Source organism: Bacteroides sp. AM16-24, from assembly GCF_003471885.1.
In the GTDB taxonomy this organism is placed as follows: domain Bacteria; phylum Bacteroidota; class Bacteroidia; order Bacteroidales; family Bacteroidaceae; genus Bacteroides.
Genome location: NZ_QRKI01000004.1, coordinates 166,140 through 189,707, shown reverse-complemented (window position 1 = coordinate 189,707; position 23,568 = coordinate 166,140). Strand labels below are relative to the sequence as shown.

At 48.5% G+C, this 23,568-nt stretch carries 16 protein-coding genes and 1 pseudogene; 12 read left to right on the top strand and 5 right to left on the bottom strand.

Annotation, left to right across the window (positions count from 1 at the left end):
- Nucleotides 1-41: 41 nt before the first annotated feature.
- From DW182_RS07090 to DW182_RS07075, 4 genes are all read right to left on the bottom strand, one after another.
- Nucleotides 42-1,151, bottom strand: coding sequence for a DUF6340 family protein (locus tag DW182_RS07090; RefSeq protein ID WP_118295100.1), 1,110 nt, complete (start codon nt 1,149-1,151; stop codon nt 42-44).
- A 142-nt stretch (nt 1,152-1,293) separates the two neighbouring features.
- Nucleotides 1,294-4,590 (bottom strand): preprotein translocase subunit SecA, encoded by a 3,297-nt coding sequence (secA, locus tag DW182_RS07085; protein WP_118295099.1) that lies wholly within the window; start codon nt 4,588-4,590, stop codon nt 1,294-1,296.
- Between the two features lie 189 nt (nt 4,591-4,779).
- Entirely contained in the window at nt 4,780-6,348 is a 1,569-nt protein-coding gene (locus DW182_RS07080) for an alkaline phosphatase family protein (RefSeq protein WP_118295098.1), read from the bottom strand.
- Entirely contained in the window at nt 6,349-7,536 is a 1,188-nt protein-coding gene (locus tag DW182_RS07075; protein ID WP_370449797.1) for a DUF4105 domain-containing protein, read from the bottom strand.
- A gap of 336 nt (nt 7,537-7,872) precedes the next feature.
- On the opposite strand from DW182_RS07075, the gene DW182_RS07070 reads away from it, so the two are divergent.
- The 6 genes and pseudogenes from DW182_RS07070 (at nt 7,873) to DW182_RS07050 (ending at nt 12,398) form a co-directional block, all read left to right on the top strand.
- A complete protein-coding gene (locus DW182_RS07070; protein ID WP_118295097.1) occupies nt 7,873-9,447 on the top strand; it encodes a hypothetical protein in 1,575 nt (524 codons plus the stop codon).
- Nucleotides 9,448-9,673: 226 nt separating this feature from the next.
- A complete protein-coding gene (locus DW182_RS07065; protein ID WP_118295096.1) occupies nt 9,674-10,021 on the top strand; it encodes a helix-turn-helix domain-containing protein in 348 nt (115 codons plus the stop codon).
- The gene (locus DW182_RS07060; protein WP_118295095.1) at nt 10,018-10,596 is read left to right on the top strand and encodes a BT4734/BF3469 family protein; all 579 of its coding nucleotides are present in this window, start codon (nt 10,018-10,020) and stop codon (nt 10,594-10,596) included. The genes DW182_RS07065 and DW182_RS07060 overlap by 4 nt, the downstream gene beginning before the upstream one ends.
- A 37-nt stretch (nt 10,597-10,633) precedes the next feature.
- Nucleotides 10,634-10,927 (top strand): annotated as a pseudogene (locus tag DW182_RS22765) (PriCT-2 domain-containing protein); the annotation flags it as partial.
- 45 nt (nt 10,928-10,972) lie between these two features.
- Nucleotides 10,973-11,407 carry a DUF3987 domain-containing protein gene (locus DW182_RS22430; RefSeq protein WP_233564097.1) on the top strand — a complete coding sequence of 145 codons (435 nt, stop codon included), beginning with the start codon at nt 10,973-10,975 and terminating at the stop codon, nt 11,405-11,407.
- Nucleotides 11,376-12,398 (top strand): DUF3987 domain-containing protein, encoded by a 1,023-nt coding sequence (locus tag DW182_RS07050; protein WP_158580792.1) that lies wholly within the window; start codon nt 11,376-11,378, stop codon nt 12,396-12,398. Before DW182_RS22430 ends, DW182_RS07050 begins: the two co-directional genes overlap by 32 nt.
- Before the next feature lie 17 nt (nt 12,399-12,415).
- Here DW182_RS07050 and DW182_RS07045 read toward each other — a convergent pair whose 3' ends face one another.
- Entirely contained in the window at nt 12,416-13,312 is an 897-nt protein-coding gene (locus DW182_RS07045; RefSeq protein ID WP_118295092.1) for an Abi family protein, read from the bottom strand.
- Between the two features lie 323 nt (nt 13,313-13,635).
- Between DW182_RS07045 and DW182_RS07040 the strand changes: the two genes are divergently transcribed.
- From DW182_RS07040 to DW182_RS07020, 6 genes are all read left to right on the top strand, one after another.
- Nucleotides 13,636-15,564: a hypothetical protein gene (locus DW182_RS07040; protein WP_118295091.1), complete on the top strand. Its 1,929-nt coding sequence runs from the start codon at nt 13,636-13,638 to the stop codon at nt 15,562-15,564.
- A gap of 148 nt (nt 15,565-15,712) precedes the next feature.
- Nucleotides 15,713-16,537 (top strand): DUF6266 family protein, encoded by an 825-nt coding sequence (locus tag DW182_RS07035; protein WP_233564096.1) that lies wholly within the window; start codon nt 15,713-15,715, stop codon nt 16,535-16,537.
- Nucleotides 16,538-16,625: 88 nt separating this feature from the next.
- On the top strand, nt 16,626-17,069 hold the full coding sequence (locus tag DW182_RS07030) for an N-acetylmuramoyl-L-alanine amidase (RefSeq protein ID WP_118295090.1): 444 nt from the start codon (nt 16,626-16,628) through the stop codon (nt 17,067-17,069).
- Nucleotides 17,070-17,119: 50 nt separating this feature from the next.
- Nucleotides 17,120-17,212, top strand: a complete 93-nt coding sequence (locus DW182_RS22125; protein WP_158580793.1) for a smalltalk protein — start codon at nt 17,120-17,122, stop codon at nt 17,210-17,212.
- A gap of 90 nt (nt 17,213-17,302) precedes the next feature.
- The gene (locus tag DW182_RS07025) at nt 17,303-20,320 is read left to right on the top strand and encodes a hypothetical protein (RefSeq protein ID WP_147400115.1); all 3,018 of its coding nucleotides are present in this window, start codon (nt 17,303-17,305) and stop codon (nt 20,318-20,320) included.
- A gap of 21 nt (nt 20,321-20,341) precedes the next feature.
- On the top strand, nt 20,342-23,563 hold the full coding sequence (locus DW182_RS07020; RefSeq protein ID WP_233564095.1) for a DUF6443 domain-containing protein: 3,222 nt from the start codon (nt 20,342-20,344) through the stop codon (nt 23,561-23,563).
- Nucleotides 23,564-23,568: the final 5 nt, after the last annotated feature.

Sequence of the window (23,568 nt, the reverse complement as noted above, 5' to 3'; positions counted from 1 at the left end):
TTCAAAGGTATAAAAAAAATAATTACTCTTGCATCATTTGATTAAAAATCATTCTTAAATCGTTCCATTTGGACATTCAATCGTGTCATTCCCTCTTTTCGTTCTTGTAATTCATTTAAATAGCGGGTTACTGCAAAGTAGTTGGGAACGTCGCTGATGTCTATTCCTCCCTGCTCTTTTTTCTCTTCTATCTTGTCTATGTCGTATGCTTCTTTTTGCGCCTTCAGTGCCCATTCTTCTGCTGTCTGAATGCTATCTTGCATTTCATAACCTAAAGCAACGTTATAGGCTGCATACATTTTCTGTTTTCCCTTTTTCTTCTTCTCGTAAGTCTGTTTCCAAAGCTCAATAGCCTGTTCCCAGTTGTTTTCACGAACATAGACAGCTGCATCACGCATATTTACCGAACCGCTCGTAAACAGATAGCGGGAAGCCGTCTTCCAGTGTGGCAGCATATACTTTACAGGCACAGTGCCGGCAAATTCAGAAGCTTCTTTCAGCATCTCTGTTTCACTAATGAGTCCTGCACCGGCCTGAGCTATGCTGGGGGCAGCATAATCCCAGAAAATACTGTCGTTGGTATTGATTGTTACCATCGGGCCATTTCGGTTAGGCAGATATACTTTTACGGTGGGGTATACCTTTACGTCTATGGTTCCGGCATAAACACCCCATTCGCGCAGGTATTCAATTTTGCGGAGAGAGCGTATTTGTATATTTTCCAAAGCTATCAGGAAATCGACATTCAGGCTTTCGGTAAGACTTTCCACTTCACTCTTGCTGAGGGTACTTTCGCGGGGAATCATATCATTGGCCCGTAACATAGAATCGCAAATAACGACTTCGTCGAAATAGTTTTCGTTGGCAAGTGCTTCAGCCAGTGCCTCAGTGGTTATTTTTGCATTGCCGTTGAAGTATTTTGTTTTGCGGGCTATTTCCATCTCATCTTTTTTCTTTTCATCCGTTTCTTCTACGATCAGCTTGTTGTCCGGGATGGATGGCATATTATTTACCACGGCTACACGTTTGAGGCTGGGCGGAAAGCTAACTTCTGCCGGCAGCATATAGTCGATGGATAATTGCTCTACGGTCTGGCAACCGCCAAGTAGCAGAGCACAACAGATCCCTAAGAGATGCGAATACTTAGTCATAGGCTTGTTCTTTATCTAAGAATAACAAAAATACACTTTTGTATGGATATATAAAAGCCTCAAACAGATTTTAACCGTTTGAGGCTTTTATTAGTGATTGGGAGAGGGTGATAGGGTGATTATTACCTTATCACTCCTCTCATTACATGTTTTTCCCGTGACAGTTCTTATACTTCTTACCACTTCCGCAAGGACAAGGATCATTACGTCCTACAGTTCTTTCCGCACGAATCGGTTCACGTTTCACTTGCTCACGTGTATCCTGTTGGGCGGCAGCCTGTTGATTCGGATCATTCAGTTCTTGCTTTTGTTCGCGGTATTTGCTCATGTCTTGCTTCTGTTCGGGAGCAGCCTGCTGAATCTCCTGTGGCTCCTGTACCGGAATTTGTCCACGCATCAGGATAGAAACAGTCTGGTTATTGATCTTATTCACCATTGTATCAAACAGATTGACAGACTCCAGCTTGTAAATCAATAATGGGTCTTTCTGTTCGTAGCTTGCATTCTGTACAGAATGTTTCAATTCATCCAGCTCGCGCAAGTTTTCTTTCCATGCCTCGTCGATGACGTGCAGCAAGATAGATTTTTCAAAAGCTTTCACTACTTCCTTACATTCACTTTCGTAAGCGGCTTTCAGGCTGCAGGAGATGTTGTACATACGCTTACCATCCGTAATGGGGATAAGAATGTTTTCATACATATGTCCCTGAGTCTCATACACCTGCTTGATAACCGGATAAGCAACCTGTGCCATGCGGTCAGTCTTGCGCTTGAACAGATCCATGGCTACATTGAAAGCCTCTTCTGCGAGTTTCTCTTTCTTCTCGTTGCGGAACTGCTCTTCGCTGAATGGAGTTTCCATAGCGAGTGTTTGCAGGAAGTCCATTTTGCAGTTTTCGTAGTCGGGAGCTTCAACAGCAGCGGCAACACGATCCCAGATCATGTTCACGATGTCCATGCCGATACGTTCACCCATCAAGGCATGACGACGCTTGGTATACACAACGGTACGTTGTTTGTTCATTACGTCATCATATTCCAGCAAGCGTTTACGGATGCCGAAGTTATTTTCTTCCACCTTCTTCTGTGCACGTTCGATGGAGTTGGAAATCATCTTGTGTTCAATCATCTCACCCTCCTTGAAGCCGAGGCGGTCCATCACACCGGCAATACGGTCGGAGGAGAACAGACGCATCAATTCGTCTTCCAGTGATACGAAGAATACGGAAGAACCCGGGTCACCCTGACGTCCGGCACGTCCGCGCAACTGGCGGTCTACACGACGGGACTCATGGCGCTCCGTACCGATAATTGCCAAACCACCCGCAGCTTTCACTTCCGGGCTCAGTTTGATATCCGTACCACGACCGGCCATATTGGTAGCAATGGTAACAGTACCGCTCAAACCGGCTTTAGCTACGATATCTGCTTCCTTCTGGTGCAGCTTGGCATTCAGTACGCTATGCTCAATCTTGCGCATAGACAACATCTTGCTCAGCATTTCGGATATTTCTACAGAAGTAGTACCCACCAGCACAGGGCGTCCGGCTTGTACCAACTGTTCGATCTCTTCGATAACAGCTTTATATTTCTCGCGTTTCGTCTTATAAACGCGGTCGTTCATATCTTTACGAGCAATGGGGCGGTTGGTAGGAATCACCACTACATCCAGCTTGTAGATATCCCAGAACTCACCTGCTTCCGTTTCCGCAGTACCGGTCATACCCGAGAGCTTGTGGTACATACGGAAGTAATTCTGCAACGTAATGGTGGCGAATGTCTGCGTAGCAGCTTCCACTTTCACGTTTTCCTTGGCTTCGATAGCCTGGTGCAAACCGTCGGAGTAGCGGCGGCCCTCCATGATACGTCCGGTCTGCTCGTCCACAATCTTCACCTGTCCGTCGAGTACAACGTATTCGTCGTCTTTCTCGAACATGGTATAAGCTTTCAACAGCTGGTTGATGGTATGAACTCGTTCGGATTTGATGGCATAATTTGTCAGCAACTCATCTTTCTTGGCCAGACGTTCCTCATCTGTCAAGTTGGTTTCATTTTCCAGTTCAGACAGTTGTGCGGCTATATCAGGCAATACGAAGAGAGTAGGGTCTTCCGAATTTCCGGTAATCAGATCCACACCTTTATCTGTCAAATCTACGCTATTCAGTTTTTCTTCTATGACGAAGTACAACGGGTCAGTTGCTTCGTGCATACGTTTGTTATTCTGTTCCATGTAGATTTCCTCGGTCTTCAGCATGCCTGCTTTGATCCCCTGTTCACTCAGATATTTGATCAGAGGCTTGTTCTTCGGCAAAGCCTTATGGCTACGGAACAAGGCAAGGAAACCTTCTTCCTGTTCTTTTTTGTCACTGGAAGCAATGAGGCGTTTGGCATCGGCCAGGTATTGGGTAGCCAGTTTCTTCTGTGCTTCTACCAGACGTTCCACCAGTGGGCGGAGCTGTTCGAACAATTGGTCTTCACCTTTAGGTACAGGGCCTGAAATGATCAACGGTGTACGGGCATCGTCAATCAATACGGAGTCCACCTCATCGACGATGGCATAATTGTGCCGGCGTTGTACAAGGTCTTTCGGGCTGATAGCCATGTTGTCACGCAGGTAGTCGAAACCGAATTCGTTGTTCGTACCGAATGTGATATCTGCCATATAAGCTTTGCGACGTGCGTCAGAGTTAGGCTGGTGCTTGTCGATACAGTCCACACTTAAACCGTGGAACATGTAAAGAGGCCCCATCCACTCGGAGTCACGTTTAGACAGGTAGTCATTCACAGTTACCACATGCACGCCGTTTCCGGTCAATGCATTCAGGAATACCGGGAGGGTAGCCACCAACGTCTTACCTTCACCCGTTGCCATTTCGGCGATCTTACCTTTGTGCAATACCACACCACCGAATAACTGTACATCGTAGTGTACCATGTTCCAGGTAACTTCTGCACCACCAGCCAACCAGTGATTCTGATAGATAGCCTTGTCATCTTCAATACGTACGAAATCTTTCGTAGCAGCCAGCTGACGGTCGAATTCAGTAGCAGTCACTACAATTTCTTCGTTTTCAGAGAAACGTTTTGCTGTTTCTTTTACGATAGAGAAAGCTACGGGCAGTACCTCATCGAGTGCTTTTTCGTAGCATTCCAGTATTTCTTTCTCCAGTTTGTCTATCTGTGCGAAAACCTCTTCACGGTTTTCCAGTTCAATAGCTTCGATACCTGCTTTCAGTTCTTCTACTTTAGCGCGTTGCTCGGTAGCCGAGTTGTAGATGTAGGTTTTCAGTTCTTCCGTCTTGGCGCGAAGGGCGTCATTATCGAGTTTGGCAACTTCCGGGTAAGCGGCTTTGATTTTGTCCACCCACGGCTGAATTTCTTTCATGTCGCGTGTGGATTTATTGCCGAAAATCGAGCTTAAAAATTCATTAAATCCCATTATATATTTGTTTTTATTATTATTTGCTTAATTAGTTCGGGTGTAACTTTGCCTTGAATGCGGGTACAAAGTTACATTAAAATGCTGATTTACGAGAAGTTTACGAATTGTTTTTTGAGTAAAACACTCAACTTTCGATTCACTTCGTTAACATTTCACTTGATTTGCCAAGTAAGATGTGTTTTCAGCTTAAAAGTTCAGTGGAGTAGCTGTACAAGCGTTCGGGGCGCGGATGTGCATCGCACTTGACAGGGTAGGGGCTATGCGGGTAATATTGACAGGAACCCGTATGGTTTCGGGTTTTATACCACCACCCAGGAAGATGAGTGGAGCAGGCACATCTGCATGACGCACCACGCGGCTATCTGTGACATTTTCTTCTACGATAGTCCAGCCGGGCAACACGTCTATCAGCAGGTCGCCGGAACGCTTACGATGGAAACCGTTGCGTGCCAGTTCAATCTGGGGCGACCAAGGACCTGATAATAAGCGATGGGCGGAATAAGCTTCATTCACTCCGCTGAACTGTATCAGGAAGTCGGCGGATTTATTTTGTATTTCCGCTAAATTCAGTTGCTTACTCTCTATTAATTTATGGTTAAGATAAATCTGCTGGTTATAGTAGGTTTCTACGTATTGTCCTTCGCCATACGTAGCCATCAGATACATATTCAGCAAGGTGGCACAGCGATTCAGGTAGAATTCCCCGCCTGGGATGCGGTACAGGCCAAGGTCCGGTGCTTCCGGGTCGGCATATCCCGTAGATGCAATGCAGAAAATGACATTGTGCAAACCTACTTTGCGGTCGATGAGGTCGAGTAGGGAGCCGATACTGCGGTCCAGGCGTACGTATGTATCCTGCATTTCCATGGCACACTCCTGCGTACTCTTATGATTGTAGTTTCCTGCATAATAAGTCAGTGCCAGCAAATCCGGTATCTCATCTTTGGCAAGCGTACTCTTTTCCAGAAGTTCCTCTGTGAGTAAGTTTACCTCATCATTGATGAAGGGACTGGTAATCAGCCGGCGGAATTTATTGATCCGTTCGCTGTCGAACTTATATTTAAAGGGTTGGTCCCGCCATTCGGGCAGGAACGTATATCTATTTATAGGATGTATCGGTTCCCACACCATATCGCGGATGCGAAAATCGGGTGATTGCCGTTCATTGTATTGGCTTACCCACCATGGGAATTCGCTGTAATATGTAGTACTGCACCACTTACCAGTATTTTCATTCAACCAGAAAGCACCGTTTCCGGAGTGTCCGGCGGCAAGGATAGCTGCATCGCGCGAGGGGGCAATGGCATATACCATACCTTTGTTGCGGGTAGCTACTTTCAGTTCATCGGCAATGGTGGAAGTCAGTAATTGGGAAGGAGAGGAACTCTCGTCGGTGAAGTTCCCCATAAAAGCGGGGTCGTCCACACAGTTCATCGGGCGCAATGTATTGGTATTCATCCATTGCTGGGAGATGATGCCGTTCATTGAAGGCGTCGTACCGCTGTAGATGGCGGCAATGGCAGAGGCGCGGTCTGTTCCGCTGAAGGGAAACTCGGTTTGATAGAAAACCTTGCCTTCGCGCATCAGTCTTTTGAACCCTTTTTCTCCGTATAGGGAAGAGAATGCTTCCATGTAGTCGGTGCGCAGCTGGTCAATCGTCAACGTTACCACTAATTTTGGAGTGGCAGGCAGCGGTTGGGCTTGCAGACCGGTGAAAGTTAATGCGAGTATGGAAGTTATCAGTCCCTTTTTCATTTATCTTTTTTTCGATGTCAAAATAAGATTGCTTGCTGAACGTACCAGCAAACAAAGTGCCAAAGGTAATACAGCTAAGTCAAATCTTTGCGGTATTATCGCCCAAAGCAGTATAAAAAGTGTTAAAACGATAAAATTAAGTACCATGTACCGACTTTTCTGCCGTTTTCTCACCTTATTTATCATCCACGGGAGGCAGAATAGGTGCAACGGGTGGAATACAAACAGCAAATAATTGGGGCTTACTGCCGGATGTTGGGAGAACAAAGCCAGGAAAGTAAGGATACATCCGGCTATTCCGGCACAGAAGAACAGGATTAAATCCAGGCCCCAGAGAGTTTTCTGGCGTCGGATACCGTAAATAGTGGCGGCAGTTACCAGGATGAACAGCAGCAAGGCCGATTGCATAGGAGTAATGCCACCGGAGCGGTGGTCGGCAGCTGTCAGTCCGGTTTCTACAATTTTCTCTTCAGAGGATACCAGCGGGCGTGCTTTTCCCTCTTTATTTATGATTTGGGCAGTATTGAAGTACTCCTGCACATAGAAGGGAACGAACATCATCAGCCTCCGGTTGATAGGCTTGTCAGCTTCGCTACCCATACACATATCCATGCCAAAACGTGACCAAGGATGCCCCTCGCTGTATTTATGCAGTAAATCACGGAAAGAGATTCCCGTGTCATTGTCGGTCATATTGTCAGCATATTGCAGGGAGCCGTCAATGGCTTTCTCTATTTGGTCGCGCGGTCGGGTGGCGCAGTTGTCGTAAAAGAAGTTGTAACGATACTCACGGTTTTCCGGGCGATAGTTTTCCTGAAGCAGATTAAACAGATGTTCCTTTTCGTCCGGAGTGAGGTTCAGTGTTTGTTGCCATACGTCCCGCCCCAGGTAGTTGTATTCGGCTACAAAGTGCTCGTAATTGGTAACTCCTAACTGGTAGTCCGTCTCTCCCAAAGCGAAGCGGAGAATGAAGTTGGGGGCATTGAAATTGAACATGCCATAGTTGAAAACAGCGTCGATATTCCGGGTAAAGTTTTCGTAGCGGATGGCAGTATGCCCGAAAAGAGAATATATTTCTCCACCCGAGGCGCAGGTCAGCAGGCTGATGCGGATCGAGTCAGCACGTTGTGCCTTCATGTTGAAAGCACAAAAAACTCCTAAAATCAGTAGAAGGATCGTTCGTTTCATTTCGGTGCAAAGATAAGCAAACTAAGAGCAGAATAAAATGAATTTATTTATTTTTTATGTTGAAGTGCCGTTAATCTTGGGGGACTGTAGATTTCCCTTCATTTTCTTGGTAAAGATAGTATAATCCATTCTCTTTGTAAAATGCTTGGAATTAAAGATGATTAACGGTAAAACTTTGCTGTATTGTTTACAGTTTGCTACATTTGTGCGATTTCTTCTCAGCCCACCCAAAAGAACGATTTCGGTTATCGCTATGTCGATGAGCATTTTGAGAAAGACAGGATTACTGATTATTAACTTGTTAAACTAAAATGCTGGAAACTAAAATCGTTTACTATGTTTACCCCTTTGACCATCGCCATTTTCAGTGGTGCATTGTCCCCTTCCTGTTTAGAGGGGCAACGCTACGTTTCCGAGCGGCTTCAGCAGTCCGTTCGAAAGCTGATGAACCTGCCCGGCTCGTTGGACGGGTTGACCGATCAGTTGAAGGGGATATTGTCCGACTGGCAGGTTGAGTTACCGGTTCCCTCTTTCCTCTTCCTTTCTTCCACGTCCCCTTTTTCTGACTTTGATGCTACTGCTGTCCTTTGCCGCTTGCGGGTAGAAGAGATGGAGTATGTAGCTACGGTGTCTTATGGTGAGCAACAGTCCACTCCCCGTTATTATTTTTATAAAGCTCTTCTTCAGGCCGAAGCCCGGTGGCTGAATCTGTTGCTGAAAGATCGAATCAGTAGGATGAACAGTGACCATGCTGCACGTCTGCTGCTGTGTGAAGTGCTCGAAGAAGTGTATTGCACCGGAGTTGCAGTGGACGATGCCTGTCGGCGGGGAGTCTCTGCCGAACTGTGCGGACAACTGAAAGGAGCATTGGCCTCGCTCTACCTGACGCTGACTATCGACTTCGGTTACTTATTACAGCCAACTGATTTTATGGATTACCGCTACCTGCTCAGCGATGTCCGCTACTTTCACCCTATTCGGGAGTCGGAAGTGCGGCAATATGACATTCTGCAAGCAGGAAACCAGGTGAAATGTCTTCTCAGCGCAGGAATCACAGCAGAACATGAAGGTACTGCCTTGCAACTTTACAATAAACTGGTGGGCTTGCTTTCCGGTCTGGAGCAGCCTCCGCATAGCGATGCTCGTTTGTGGCAAGGTTTGGTAGCACTCGAGAACTTTCTTTTCTTTCTGCTCAGCGGCCTTCCACTCCATGAGGAGAATCTTTATGGAGTGCTGACCGATCAGGCATGGATGAACGATTGCCTGAACGATCTTTGTTTCCAGCAATATGCCGGACACTTGCACTACAATGAAGGGCGTGGTGCTTCCCATTGGATTATCCGCAAACAGAAAGAGCGTTGCATCGCCTTCCTCAACCTGCTGATAACGCACGATATGAGCCTTCCACGCCAGTTGCGTAGCTATCTGCTTCGCCAGCAGGAACTTTATGAGGAAAACTATTCACGGGCCTTCATTTCCATACAACCCAGCGAAAGACTCTCTTTCGTTCCTTCACGTCCGCTCGGGGCGAAGCTTCCGGATGAGGGGGAGATACATGCTTTTCTGGCCTTCCTTTATCGTGTGACGGACGGCAACGGGGCTTATTTGGTGACTCCTGAACATGTACAGTGGTTGGAAGATGCTTTTCTCTTGTTTTTGCAGAGCGGCCAGGTTGCAATGATTCACCGGAACAGGGTGAAAGTCCTGCGAAACTATATCGGGGTGCTTTACGGTCTTTTCTTTCATTACCAGCAGCGTAGAGGAGGATGGGATAAACAGGCGTATGCTGCTTTCCTTGCATCTATTTTCGATGTGGATGTGCAGCCCGAGAATCTGATAAGTAACAGTAAAAGGTATATAGAAGCCTACGAGAAGTTTGCCGAAAAAGAGAAACTTCGCTTCACTTCTTGATGATTCGTTGACGAAACTGTTTCGTCAACGAATTTTTTTTAAGAATTTCTGCTTAAAAAAAAGACATGGCAGCCGCTGGTATGTATCGTTTTGTATTACAGGATTTTTCTAATTAAAGATTCTATATAATGGAATTTGTGAGGCTGTTGCTTTGACGATACATCTCGTCAAGCTCACGTCAATTCAAACTCTTTTTCCTTTGCCTCCCGACAAACGGAAAAAGAATATGAAACAGAATCCACTATTTTCAGAAAAGCTGGAGCAGGTACATGATAACCTGCTCAGCTTGGCACGCTTGTTGGAACGTGCCAACGTGACTCCCCGTCCCCAGATTGCCAAAGACTGGGTAGATGGGCAAGAGGTGATGAATGCGCTGCACATCAGCCAACGTACCTTGCAGAACTTACGCGATAACGGTACATTGGGATACACCACCCTGGGCAAGAAGTATTTCTACCGTATCCGGGAAATTGACGACCTGCTGCAAAACAACTATGTAATGTATAAACTCAGTGCACTGGGCAAGCATGAGAAGAACCCGGTTACTGATAATGGGAAAGGAGGCAGCAGATGAATCGCTTCAGCTTTTTCCTGGCTCCCGTCAGCAACGTGGTGCCCCACAAGACGGTGGAACTGCATCAGATCTACAACGTCATCCGCGGCGATTATTATCGTCAGCCTACTGAGGAATTGCAGCGTCTCCGCCGTCTGCAGCAGGAAGAAAAAATCACTCAGAGGGATGTGCAACGCTTCAAGGCCCGCCATTTCGACTATGCCACTTTCAGTGGAGAATTCACCCGCAGGCGCGATGATGCCCTGCTGGCCCATAGCGGACTGATTTGCCTTGACTTTGACCACATAGACCAGTGGCACGATGGCGGACGCTTGAGCGGTGTCTATGGCTTGCGCTATGCCCTGATGCACGATGCTTCGGTAGATACCGCCCTGCTTTTCCGTAGCCCCGGTGGCGATGGTTTGAAGTGGGTAGTGCCCATCGACCTGGCGCAAGGCACACATACCGACTGGTTTGAAATCCTGTCTTTCTACGTATCCCGAAACTATGGGGTGGAACCCGATCCTTCGGGACGCGACCTCTCGCGTGCCTGCTATTTGCCTTGGGACCCGGACGTGGTGATGATGAAATGGTAACTAATTTCCCCGATTCACATAAATCATAAATCTTAAAATGTCAAAACAAAAATTCAACCTAAGCGAGTGGCAACGCAATGCTGCCCTCACCCTTGGTGACGAAGTAGAAATCGTCACTTCACGTATCGAACTAACGGGCGTGGACATAGCCCCCACCTATAACGACTGGCGCGATCTCGGCTTCGCACTTGCCCAAGGGCTGGGCGAGGAAGGACGTGCTTTTTATCACCGCTTGAGCCGTTTCTACAGTAGTTATCAGCCTGCCGAAACCGAGAAGCAATACACCGCCTGCCTGCATTCCCGCGGGCGGGGCATCACGGTGAACACCTTTTTCCATCTGGCACGGCAAGCAGGGGTGGACATCAATACCCGGTTATTGCCGAATTGCCAAAATGCCAAATTGCCGGAAGCGTCTCCGGTGGCACCGGGCGGAAGCACCGCTACGCCTGCTGATGCTGAGCTCCCGGTCTTTCCGGATGAGGTATATGCTTCGCTGCCCCGTCTGCTGGATGATGTCTGCTCTTACGGCATCTCGTCCGAAGACAGCGATATGCTCTTGCTGGGGTCTCTCACTGCCCTTTCCTCTTGCCTGACGCAAGTGACGGGCATCTATGGGCAGCGGCAGGTTTGTCCTAACCTGTTCCTCTTTGTCAGTGCACAAGCCTCGGCGGGTAAGGGGCGGTTGACGCTGTGCCGTCATCTGGTAGATGTGGTGCATGCCGACCTGCGCCGCCGTAACCGGCAGGAGTGGGAGGAATACCGGCGCGAAAAGTCGCTCTATGAAAAAAACAAAAGGCAAGGGGGGCGGTGACGAACCGCAACAGCCGCCTGTCAGGATGCTTTTCATTCCGGCAAACAGCAGTGCCACGGCTCTTTTCCAGACGCTGAACGACAACGAAGGCCAGGCCCTGATGTTCGAGACGGAGGGTGATACGCTGACTACCACTTTCCGCAGTGAGCATGGCAATTACAGCGACGGGCTGCGCAAGGCTTTCCACCACGAGCCTATCACTTACAATCGCCGTAAGGACCGTGAGTATGTAGAGATAACGATGCCCCGCCTCTCGGTGCTGCTCAGTGGAACGCCGCGCCAGGTAGGAGCACTGATTCCCGATGCCGAGAACGGGCTTTTCTCGCGCTTCCTGTTCTATAACCTTCCTTTGCGACCGGTGTGGAATGATGTTTTTGCCGGGAATGATGATGATACACTCGATAGCCGTTTCCTACGTTTGGGAGGTCGTTTCTTCCAGTTCTATACTCGCCTGCTGAAGGCCGGGCCTTTACGCTTCACGCTTACGGTGGAGCAGCAGGTGGAGTTCAACCGTTTCTTCGGCAACCTGCAGGAACAGGGGTTGCAGTGCAAAGGTCCGGATATGCTCGCCTCCGTGCGTCGTCTGGGGCTGACGGCTTACCGTATCTGCATGGTGTTTTCCGCCCTTCGCCTGATGGATTATGAAGGGGATGCCCCGTTGCCGGCCACTCTTTGTTGCCGTGATGATGATTTCCATACCACCCTTCTGATGATACAGGTGTTACTACGCCATACGGAGGCGGCTTATGAAAGCTTGCAGGCCGAGGCGTCGCATACGTCGCATCCGGCCTCCGTATCTCAGGGAAATACAAGTGAGAAGCGTCGGCAGGCCTTGTTGCAAATGTTGCCCCCTGAGTTCGACCGTGCACTCTATCAGGATAAGGCACACGAAGCAGGTATTCCCACTCGTACGGCCGACCGTTACCTTATTGAGTTGTGCAATCAGGGGCGGCTGAAAAAAGAGGGGCATGGGGTGTATGCCAAGAAGTAATGATGCAATGAGGATGCTTATTTCCAGATAACTTCGTTTTCCCAGTTAACCGGAAAACCCATGGCACGGGTATCTATCGAGGGATAGGCAGAAAGTAAGCTCCTGAACCTTTCGACAAACGAGTGGTTGGGGTTGATTATATCTAACAGGTAAACAATCATGCTTAATAGAAAATAGACCTGTCGTGTGCCGCTTGCGGGAAGTGCAATAAATGGTTGGTGTGGTGAACGGGGCATCAGGGGGCGGATGCTAAGTGTCCTATTCCATAATCGACAATGATGGGCGCAAATATTACGGATATACACGATACTATGCAACCATGAAGCAAAAACGGTATCGGGTAGCCCAAAATAGCTTGCAATACTTCGCTTGGCTCTTCCGGGAAGCAGGTTGTTGTATAGAATAGACAATGTGCCGAAAGAAGTTATTTCCATAGTTATCCAACTTGGTGGAAAAGAATCAGAATACTTTGATCTGAAAGCTGTTACAAATTCTTCATCGCTACGTTGGTATTCTTCGTTTATCTTTGATAAAATATGAGCATGGCGCATTGGATTATTAAAACGGGAAGCATCGGTAAACCAATATCCATCCCATTGTGAAGAGAGGATATAGGCGGTTTGTGTACGCACAGCTACTTCTATTTTCTCCAGTTCTGTGATAATTAGCTTGCGAAGCTCACTATCGAATTTATAGATGTTGTAAGCAGCGTCAAATGTACTTCCGGGTTTGAACTGGTGGTTTGGTTTGTCTGCCAATAGAGGATACCAGTAGCCGCTCAAACGGTAATAACTGATATTGTGTAACAGGTGTAAGGCTTGGGTCTCATCAGTGAAAACAAGCCCACGCTGTTTAAGCAGAGCTATTTGGGCCGTAAAAGATATGAGTTGTTTAGGATAAGGGATTTTAGTCATTGGGGTATAAAAAATAAAAGGCTTACCCTAAGCGCGCTGATCTGACGGGAAGCGGGGTAAGCATGTTGTTGCAAAGGTAAAACTATTTTTCTGAAATACAAAACTGATGCTGGTTTTATTTTAATTTTATAAAGTCAGGAGGAAGGGGAATTCTGCTAATTCCCTGTCTGCCCCCTGTCATCTCCGTACCATCTCCGTGTCTATGACTATGGACTTGGTACGGAGTTGGTATGGACTTGACACGGAGATGGTAAGAACTTGGTATATAAAAATAAAATCCTTACATTTGCATTAGAATACTTTTGTCTTGAAGTGATAATGCTATGAAAGAGCTTCTCTTGCAAGCCGTGCTCGATGCCGGCACCTGCGGCATCACGCCGCCAGCCCTCTGCCGATGGCTGATCGCTCTTACGGGTGGTCCGGTTGAAGGTGCAACGGGCAATGCACGGAAGTTTTATCACACACCTTGTCCCGATGTACTGGAAATATGGTTTCAAGATACATTGTCCCAACAGGCTGAAAACGTAATTTGTTACAGTCGCATTTCCTTCCGTCCGCTTCTTCCTGCTTCTGCTGCTACTTCCTCCACCGCTACGGATTGCCGGATCGCAGTGGAGGTGCTTCCTCCTGAACAAATATACACGAGCATCCCTTTGTCGGAAATGGGATTGGTGGGAGCTTCCCCCCGTTTGGTGGCTGTAGACGGGTGGGTGGTGCCGCACGGTTCGCTCAGTCGCGGGCCCATGGGAAGCCTGAACCGTGCGTATGCCGTGCTCACTCCTGCTTTGACTGCCCGGTTGGGAGTCTCTTTCCATACGGAACAGCAGGCGGCGGTTTCTGCCGGCCCTTATGATGTTTTGCGTCAGGAGGTGGAACGATTGCTGTCACTTTGTTTCCCCGGAGGCGGTGAGGTGGAGGGGTGTCCCCTTCACGTATCGCTCCGATTGAATGAAGTGTCTGCCGATTGCCTGCTGAATACGAATGCCGACCATCGCTTGTTACGGTTCGGATCATCGGGAGAGGGGAGTGCTCCCCGCAGTGCTTTTCCTCTTTACGGTGCCCGCCAGCCGGGACGATACCGTTATCTCAACATCACGATGCTCTATCCACGGGGAGAGCTGGAGACTGCCCGTCGGCTTTTCCAGCTTTTTGCTCCCACTGCCTCCCTGATGGCAGTGGAACCTGTGGGAGATGTGGACAGGTGGGTGCCATACGATGTGGACGATCATGCCGTAGATACACTGACACAGGCACTTTATCATCAGTCGGGGATGGATGCGCCCGGCGTCGGACGGCTTTATTGTCTGCTCACACCTTCGGGCAGTGTTGCCGGTACGCTGCTCCGGCAGCAACTTTCAGTCCGGCTTCGCAGGCTGGTTCGTTCATTGGGGGCATTCTATTGGGGACCTGTTCCGCTACATGCCATTGGGGGTGAGGCTTTCAGCAGACACCTGCCTACGGTGGCCTCGCGTTTGCTGGTACAGATGGGCGGTGTGCCCTGGGTGCCCCGATGCTTTGCTTCGCAGAATACCGACCTCATCGTAGGATGTTCACATTCGCGCCTTTCGCAGAGCTTTGAACCTTTCTGTGCGGCGACGTTCTATAATGATCCTTTGCAGTTCTGTCATTGCGATCTCTGCAAGCCTGCCGAACGATTCCCGTTGTTCTTTCCGGAATATTTCCAGATGGCTTACGGACGTTTTTGTACCGCCCACGACAACCGTCCGCCTGAGCGCTTGGTGATTTATTGCCATCACGACTTTCCTGTAGAGCCGCTGGCTTCTTTTGTGGCGTGGATGGGGAAGTTCCCGGCGGCTGTGCCGGTGGTATGGGTACGGGTGCGACGTACAACGGGCGCCCAACTTCGGCATTATGCCCCTGACGCACCGGGAGGTATGCCTCCTGCGGGTACTTGCTTGCGCCTGGATGATGATACTTTTCTTCTTTTTTGCCGGGACTTTGTTCCTTCTCCCGGTTCTCGTGGCGGCTTCTATCCTTATCCGCTCGAAGTCAACCTGAAGTGCTTATGTCCGGATGGACAGTTGCTTTCACTTTCCCCGGAGGAGGTGGAGGGAGTGCTGGTACAGGCCTGCCAGTTAGTTTGGGCCAATCCGGAGTGTTTGGATGGTAATCCCTTGCCGCTTGTACTGTCGCATACCGACCGCCTGGTGCGTCATCACTGCCAAGAGCGGCGGGTGGAGGTGGCGGACCGGAATGTCATCCGGGAGGAGTTTGGCAATTTGGCATTTTGACGGTTTGGCAAGTAGTTACAGGGCTACAAGCTACAGGGCTATGAGCTACAGAGCTATTTGACGCAAACCGACGCAAAAATCACACGTTTCAGGAATCCCCCTTCTTTCCGCTTTACCTTTGTGACAGCTGAACGGCGGATGCGCTTGCATGACCGTGCTGCTGCAGAAGCATAGTGCTTGCCTGCTGCCGCTTGTCCGTTTCAGCTTTGAGACTTGGACGCATTGTCCGGTCCTGATCCCTAAAAATATGACAATTATGGGAGAAATCAAACAAGGAATCCTTGGAGGATTCAGCGGAAAAGTGGGTACCGTGATCGGTAGCACTTGGAAAGACGTGAGTTATATGCGTGCAATGGCCATCAGTGTCAGCAATCCACGTACCCCGAAACAACAAACACAACGCGGCAAGTTTGCCATGAGCTTGAATTTTCTGCGTTCCATTACCCCTTACGTTCGCGAAGGGTACAAGACTTATGCTTTGAAGTGTACGCCTTTCAATGCAGCGATGTCCTACAATTTGCGCTATGCAATCAGCGGGTCTGCGCCCGATCTTGCCATTAATTATGAACATGCGCTGGTGGCCCGTGGCAGCCTGATGCCTGTCTTCAACGCTTCGGCTTCCGTGGCGGACGGCAAGCTGACTCTGACGTGGAAGGACAACAGCAAGATGGGTGATGCCGAGGCTGACGACATGGCTATGCCGTTGGTTTACAACAAGGCTCGCGGGGAGGCCGTCTACGACCTTAATGCTGCCGCCCGTGCCGATGCTACTGCCGAACTGGCCTTGCCCGATAACTGGGCTGACGATGCGCTGGCCGTTTATCTTGCTTTCCGCAGTGCGGACGGTACCCGTGTGACCAACAGTATCTGCCTGAAGAATGACGCTTACGAAGGCAGTGGTTCCGAAGGCGGTGGTGGCAATAGTGGCGGTTCCGGTGGCGACGGTGGCATCGAAGATGACCCGCTGGGATAAGGTCTAAAGCCGAGGGCTTTAGAAATTAAAGATTAAAGAATTAAAAATGAAAGGCTGCGCAGCTATTCATCATTAGACATTAAATTACATGAGAACAATCAACTACATCGTGGTGCATTGCAGCGCCACCCGCGAGGACCGTCCTTTTACGGTAGAGGCTCTCCGCGCCGTGCACCTCAGCCGTGGTTTCAGTGATATCGGTTACCATTACTACATCCGCAGGGATGGTACGGTGGTGAGAACCCGTCCATTGGCTCTTGCAGGGGCACATGTGAAGGGGTACAATAAGTATAGTATCGGAATTTGCTATGAAGGCGGGCTGGATGCCCGGGGGTGCCCGAAGGATACCCGTACACCGGAACAGCGTGCCGCCTTGCGACTGCTGGTACATCAACTTTTGCGCCGTTTCCATGGCGAAGTGCGCGTCTGCGGTCATCGCGATCTCAGTCCGGACAGGAATGGAGACGGGGTGGTGGAGCCGGAGGAGTGGGTGAAGGTATGCCCGTGCTTCGAGGTGGCTACGGAATTGTGAGCCTTATGAACTCAAAAAAACAAAAACTTATAAACTCAAAAAGTATGAAGATCAATAAATCAGTTTGGGATATGATCCTGAAAGTCGTCATCGCTGTAGCTTCGGCAATAGCCGGGGTGGTAGGGGCGAATGCAATGAATTAGTAAGCACTGTCTTAATGAATTAGCAAGTACCATCTCATTTGAGATAGTACTTGCTTCAATCAATTAATCCATTTACAACAGATAATCATTATGAGAAATATTCTATTTATTCTATTATTAGCGTTGGGCACCCTTGCCCATGCACAGGGAGGTCAGGAACTGCAACAGTTCTACACCCCCAATACGTATGCCTTTGCCCGCTACGGTGACCTGCCCGTTGACTACAGCACCGGTCTTCCGCAAATCAACCTTCCGCTGACCTCCATCAGCGACCGCGACATCAAGGTGGATGTTTCACTAAGCTATTACGCATCAGGTATCAAGGTAGACCAGGAAGCCTCGTGGGTAGGCCTGGGATGGAGCCTGAATGCAGGCGGCATGATCACTTGCCAGCTTCGGGGAGCACCCGACGAGATGGATGCCAAGACGGGAAAGATGCGTCGTGTGAATCTGCGCTTTAAAAATGATCATGTGGAAACCATGGACCAATACATCAAAGCCGAAAGGAGCAACTGGGTGAGTGCGGCCGACCTGAGACCTAACAGCTTCGATCCTGCACCGGATATCTTCTTTTTCAATTTCTGCGGAAGAACCGGAAAGTTCTACCTGGATGAAAACGGAAAAGGGCGTATGATCAATCAGGATGACTGTATCATAGAGTTCCAGCCGGACGGCACTTTCAAGATTACGGACGAAAAAGGGGTAGTATATCTTTTTAAGGATAAGGAATACGCTTATTACGGTGCGATAAAGGATAACTGCACTTCCGGATGGTATCTTTCGTCTATTACAAGTCCTGCCGGGGGCAGCATCACTTTCACTTATGTAAGTGGCGGTACGCTGGGAACGAGTGTCATCCACCGCATTGATGATTCTTGCTATATGACCCTCAATAAAGATCTCAATACGCATGAGATTCCCCCCAGCTACCTGCGGCCTGCCATTGTCGATAACTCCAATGAAGGGATAACCGGACTTGTGGTCAGCCGCATTACTGCTTCTTCGGGAGCACACATCGACTTTACGTGCAGCAGCGAGAACCGTAAGGATGCCCACAGCATACGGGGGAGCATGCTTGAGAGTATCACTTCTTATAATTCGGCAAACGACATTTATAAAAAGTACAAACTGTTCTATGGCTACTTTGAACCGGATGAAAGGCATAAAATAGCCGCTTCATATTACCAATACCTGAACTATCGCCTGCGTCTGGAGAAAGTACAGGAACTTCCGTCTACAGACACATCGGCACTTCCTCCCTATCGTTTTTCATATTATGGAGACGGTGGTTCCAAGACGGATAATATATATGCATTGCCTTACCGGTTGTCGCCTTGCCAGGACCACTGGGGATACTATAATTATACGGATAACAAGACCATTTTTGCGAATAACGCGGCGAATGAACCTTTCTACATTGACCCGTGGTACAGGGAGTTGGCTTACGGCAGCATGGAGACGGCATGGATGAACAGTTATAAGGTAACCGGTGGCGGTAGCCGGGATATGGATACTGAGGCGGTCAAGGCCTGTACTTTGAAGAGAATCACGTATCCCACGGGCGGCTATACGGACTTTGATTTCGAAACGCACGATGTCAACTATACATTAGGGAAAATCGGCATCGGCGGCCTGCGCGTCAAGAAGATAACAGACAATGATGAGAATGGCAACCAGAAAATCCGTAACTACGAGTATCCTTATTATTCGTGGGGAGAGAGCAAGTATCATCTGGTGGAAAATTTGTATCATGTCTGGTATCATCAGGATCTTGACGAATACAGCCATTTGGGAGTGTGCAGGGATTATCTGGCAGGCTACGGAGTTCCTGCCGACCTCATTGATTCACCGGATATCCTGCAAATCACATCTTTCCCAGCCCTGACTCTGGGTGTGGAAGGTGACTTCATGTACCCCAATGTGACGGAATACATAAGCGGGCAGGGACGCACGGAGTATACCTATACTTATGAAACGAACCATGAACCCTATATCCGACCGGGGGATGATGTCACGGCTCCCGACTGGTTCCGTTCTTCCTACATCTACATAAATTCGGGCGGGGTAATCCCTTCCACTATTTTGGGGGGCACGGCTACTTCTTACACTTTCCCTTTCATGACGGACGTCGACCTGGGCTGGATGCGCGGGCAGTTGGAGAAGCGTGAGGTGTATGGCGAAGACGGCTGGCTGGTGGAGGCTGACTATATGACCTATGAGGAGTGTCTGCTGGGCGTGGAAGCCGGAGGCAAGGCGGTGCAATTCAATGAATACGAGTTTCTCTTTGCCCGGGATTACTTGACAACCGGACGATCACGGTTGGCACAGGAGACTCATGAGGTTTATGGCGACAAGGGTGGGGTCTTACGTACCACGAAAGAATATACGTATGCCCCGGATTATCATAAGCTGGTGTCGGAAGTGAAGGAAACGGCAAGTGATGGTAGCGGGATTGTGACAAAGTATTATTATCCGCACGATTACACTTCTACTGCCAATGCAGCCCTTCAGACAATGAAGGATAAGCACATCCTCCTTCCGGTAGATGTACGCTCGTACAAAGGTGGGCGCCTGGTATCGGGTGAGCAGACCAAGTACAATGCATACGGCCAGCCGGAGACTGCTTACCGTGCGGAAACCACGGCTACGGAGATTGCTTTCAACAAGGATACACCTTTCACATTCACAGCCTACCTGTGGCGTACGTATGATGCTAACCGGCTACTTGTATCCGAGAAAACACGTGAGAATGGCCTGAAGTATACTTACTTGTGGTCGTACGGCAACCAGTATCCTGTGGCACGGATAGAAGGTGCGGATTACAGCGATGTGACCGGCTGGTTGAGCAGTGCCTCGGTCGGATTGCCAAACACGCTGACCCGCCCTTCGGATATTGAGAGCCGGCTGGCTTCCATTCGAAATGCCCTTGCCTCCAAAGACGTATTGGTCACCACCTATACTTATCTGCCGCAAGTGGGCATGACGGGTATGACGGATGCCAACGGTAAAACTACCGGCTACGTATATGATGATTACCGGAGGCTGTCTCTGGTAAAGAACCATGAGAGCAAGGCTGTGATGCAGTATAAATATAATCTTTACGACTAACCCTAAAAAGAAACAATGCGTATGAAACGATTTAGTATATTCCTATTATTCCTGATAGTCGGTTGTGCCCTGAATGCACAGGATGACTACCGGAACTACGTGCTCAGTCGCACGATGCTGAATGGGACAGGAACGTCCTATCTGGACAATATCACTTATTACGATGGACTGGGACGTCCTTTCCAGACGGTAGAGAAAGCGGTGCAGAGTGGTTTGCCCGTAAACAAGAACCTTGCCACCCTGCAGGAATATGATGCTGCCGGACGCGAATGGAACAGTTGGCTGCCAGTGTTTGCCGGTTCTTCCGATTATCTTGCTCCCGCCAGTATCAAGAGCAGTGCACCTGGAAATTACGACAATGACAGCCGGCCTTACAGCCAGCCGGTTTATAAAGCTTCGCCGCTAAACCGCCTTACAGCACAATATGGCCCGGGAGCAGCCTGGTATAATGCCGAGCGCCCGGTAAAGACGGAGTATCTGCTGAATACGAATGCTTCCCCATTGAAGTGTATCAAGTATGGCGTAAGCTCTACAGGAGGGCTGACCGGTAATTCTACTACTTTCTATACTTCGGGCGAACTTTCTGTAGTGAAGACTACGGACGAAGACCTGAACGTAAGCTATTCCTTCACCGACAAACAGGGGCGCACGGTGCTTACCCGCCAGATGAACAACAGCGAGGAACATGACACCTATTATATATATAATGATAAGGGGAATCTTTGCTTTGTGCTTCAGCCCAAATATCAGGAGTCGGCGGATCTTGGCAAGTATGCTTTCCAATATGAATATGATGCTCGCGGACGTTGTACGAAGAAGATACTTCCGGGTGCTGATTTTGTGGAATATACATACAATGACGCGGACCAGCTGGTCTACTCCCAGGATGGCAACCAACGGGCGCAGGCTACCAAGAAATGGACTTATTATCTGTATGACAAGTTCGGCCGTCTGACCGAACAGGGGGAGACTGAGAGTATAGAAAATCATTCTGTTTCCGAACTCCAACTTTCTAACTGTTATGATGGGTATGGCTTTTTAGGTACTACCGGCTTCGACGATATTGTTTACAGCATAAATGAAGCTGACAAAAAATACGGCAAGGGCATGCTGACCGGAAGCTCCGTTGCTGTTCCCGGCAGTTTCTCCCGGATTTATACTGCGTATTATTATGACGCAGAGGGACGTATGGTGAAGAGTGTGCAAAATAATCTGCTTGACGGGTTTGATGTAACTGAAACGGCTTATACTTTCAGTGGCAATCCTTCTGTGGTGACACATGTTCACAGCGCAGCCGGTAATGACAGGTTGACTGAGACGTATGCTTACAGTTACGATCACAATGACCGGCTGGCTAAGGTAGAACACACCTTGAACGGTATTAAAGTGACCCTTGCAGACTATATCTATGATGACCTCGGACGTCTGGAGCAGAAGAACCTGCACGGTCTTCCGCTTCACCGGCAGGAATACAAGTATAATGTGCGCGCCCTCTTGACAAGCATCTCCGGTAATTTCTTCGGTGAATCGCTTTATTACCATACGGGTGATAATCCTGTAAAGTGCTACAATGGTAACATCAGCAGTGTGAAGTCTAGCTTCAACGGTCCTCCTCGCGAGCGTTACTACCAATTCCGTTACGACGGGCTGAACCGTTTGACCGACGCTCATTTTAGTGGCTCTGCCTATGACCCTAAATTTCCTGCGGGGAACTTTGCCGAGCACGTCACCGCTTATGACAAGAACAGCAACATTCTTGGTCTCAGTCGTTACGGCCAGACGGGTGCCGGCAGCTTCGGTCTGATCGACAGCCTGACCTACAGCCTGCAGGGCAACCGGATAACGCGTGTGGACGATGCTGCCACTGCTTCTGCCTATGGTGGTGGATTTGAATTTAAAGATGCTGTAAAGCAGGACAATGAATACGTTTATGACGCCAACGGTAATTTAACAAAAGATTTAAATAAAGGAATCGTTGGAATTCAATATAATTATTTAAATTTGCCAAACAAGGTCACGTTCGGCGATGGCAGCACCATTACTTATACGTATGCGGCAGACGGCACGAAGCTCCGCACATTGTATAAAGTGGGTTCTACTACCACGACAATGGACTATTGTGGGAACGTGATCTATGAAAATGGTGTCCGTAAGTATCTTCTTACCGAAGAGGGTTATGTTTCCTTGAGCGACGGTATATACCATTACTTCTACCGTGATCATTTGGGGAATGTCCGTCTGGTGATGGGAAACTCCACGAGTAGCGGGGGACAGGTTGAGGAGCGTAATGACTATTATCCTTTTGGCGGTCTGATAGCTGACCTCGGTAGTGTGCAGCCTTACAAGTATAATGGCAAGGAACTGGATACTAAGAAAGGGCTGAACTGGTATGATTATGGGGCAAGGCAGTATGATGCAGCGCTGGGAATCTTTACTACGGTAGATCCTTCATCCGAAAAGTATTACCCGACCTCTCCTTATGTTTATTGTGGAGGTGATCCTATAAATAGGATAGATCCTACAGGAGCGGATTGGTATAAGGATAGTGACGGCAATTATCATTGGGCTGAAAGAGGAGACAATATAACTGAGGGCTGGACATGGGTCGGTTCTTCGGTCTCTATAGAAATCAGTAAAAGTAAGTATGTCAATTACTATGAGAACGGTGGTATTGTAGCCAACAAGCCTGTCAATGCTTTTGATCTGATCGCTTCCAGCCCTAAGTTGCAGAATCTTTTTCTTGGTGAGAATAGTCTGTTATCGGAGGCTTCCAAGTCAAGGCTGTTCAATGGACTTGTAAATCGTTCATTGAATAGTATTGGGATACCGGTTGGTCAAGCTTTGGTGGGTTATGCAGCTGTCGAATTTGGTGGAATTGCCTTAGGAAAGATTTTTGGCTGGGGAGCTAAGGGCTTAGTGAACTTATTAGGGAAAAGTGGGGCTAAAGCTGCAACTCAAACTGGTGTCAATACATTAACAGCTAGTGAATATCTTCGGATAGAAAATGCTGCAACTCGAATAAATATGCCTATAAATGTTGTCGGTAGTCGTGCGTCTGGTACAGCAACGGCATATTCTGATTGGGACTATATTATTGAGGGAATAAATAAACATAATTGGAATAAAATAAAAAATTCTCTTCCAGGCGCACGGTCTATATTAGACAATACACCACGGAATATAGATCTTATAAAGGAACCTCTTGATAGAACAAAACCATTTATAACAATTTATCCACGATAATAGTT

Coding starts and splice junctions, on each gene's coding strand:
- DW182_RS07090 (WP_118295100.1), bottom strand. CDS start 1,151: ATGACTAAGTATTCGCATCTCTTAGGGATCTGTTGTGCTCTGCTACTT.
- secA (WP_118295099.1), bottom strand. CDS start 4,590: ATGGGATTTAATGAATTTTTAAGCTCGATTTTCGGCAATAAATCCACA.
- DW182_RS07080 (WP_118295098.1), bottom strand. CDS start 6,348: ATGAAAAAGGGACTGATAACTTCCATACTCGCATTAACTTTCACCGGT.
- DW182_RS07075 (WP_370449797.1), bottom strand. CDS start 7,536: ATGAAACGAACGATCCTTCTACTGATTTTAGGAGTTTTTTGTGCTTTC.
- DW182_RS07070 (WP_118295097.1), top strand. CDS start 7,873: ATGTTTACCCCTTTGACCATCGCCATTTTCAGTGGTGCATTGTCCCCT.
- DW182_RS07065 (WP_118295096.1), top strand. CDS start 9,674: ATGAAACAGAATCCACTATTTTCAGAAAAGCTGGAGCAGGTACATGAT.
- DW182_RS07060 (WP_118295095.1), top strand. CDS start 10,018: ATGAATCGCTTCAGCTTTTTCCTGGCTCCCGTCAGCAACGTGGTGCCC.
- DW182_RS07050 (WP_158580792.1), top strand. CDS start 11,376: ATGAAAAAAACAAAAGGCAAGGGGGGCGGTGACGAACCGCAACAGCCG.
- DW182_RS07045 (WP_118295092.1), bottom strand. CDS start 13,312: ATGACTAAAATCCCTTATCCTAAACAACTCATATCTTTTACGGCCCAA.
- DW182_RS07040 (WP_118295091.1), top strand. CDS start 13,636: ATGAAAGAGCTTCTCTTGCAAGCCGTGCTCGATGCCGGCACCTGCGGC.
- DW182_RS07035 (WP_233564096.1), top strand. CDS start 15,713: ATGACCGTGCTGCTGCAGAAGCATAGTGCTTGCCTGCTGCCGCTTGTC.
- DW182_RS07030 (WP_118295090.1), top strand. CDS start 16,626: ATGAGAACAATCAACTACATCGTGGTGCATTGCAGCGCCACCCGCGAG.
- DW182_RS07025 (WP_147400115.1), top strand. CDS start 17,303: ATGAGAAATATTCTATTTATTCTATTATTAGCGTTGGGCACCCTTGCC.
- DW182_RS07020 (WP_233564095.1), top strand. CDS start 20,342: ATGAAACGATTTAGTATATTCCTATTATTCCTGATAGTCGGTTGTGCC.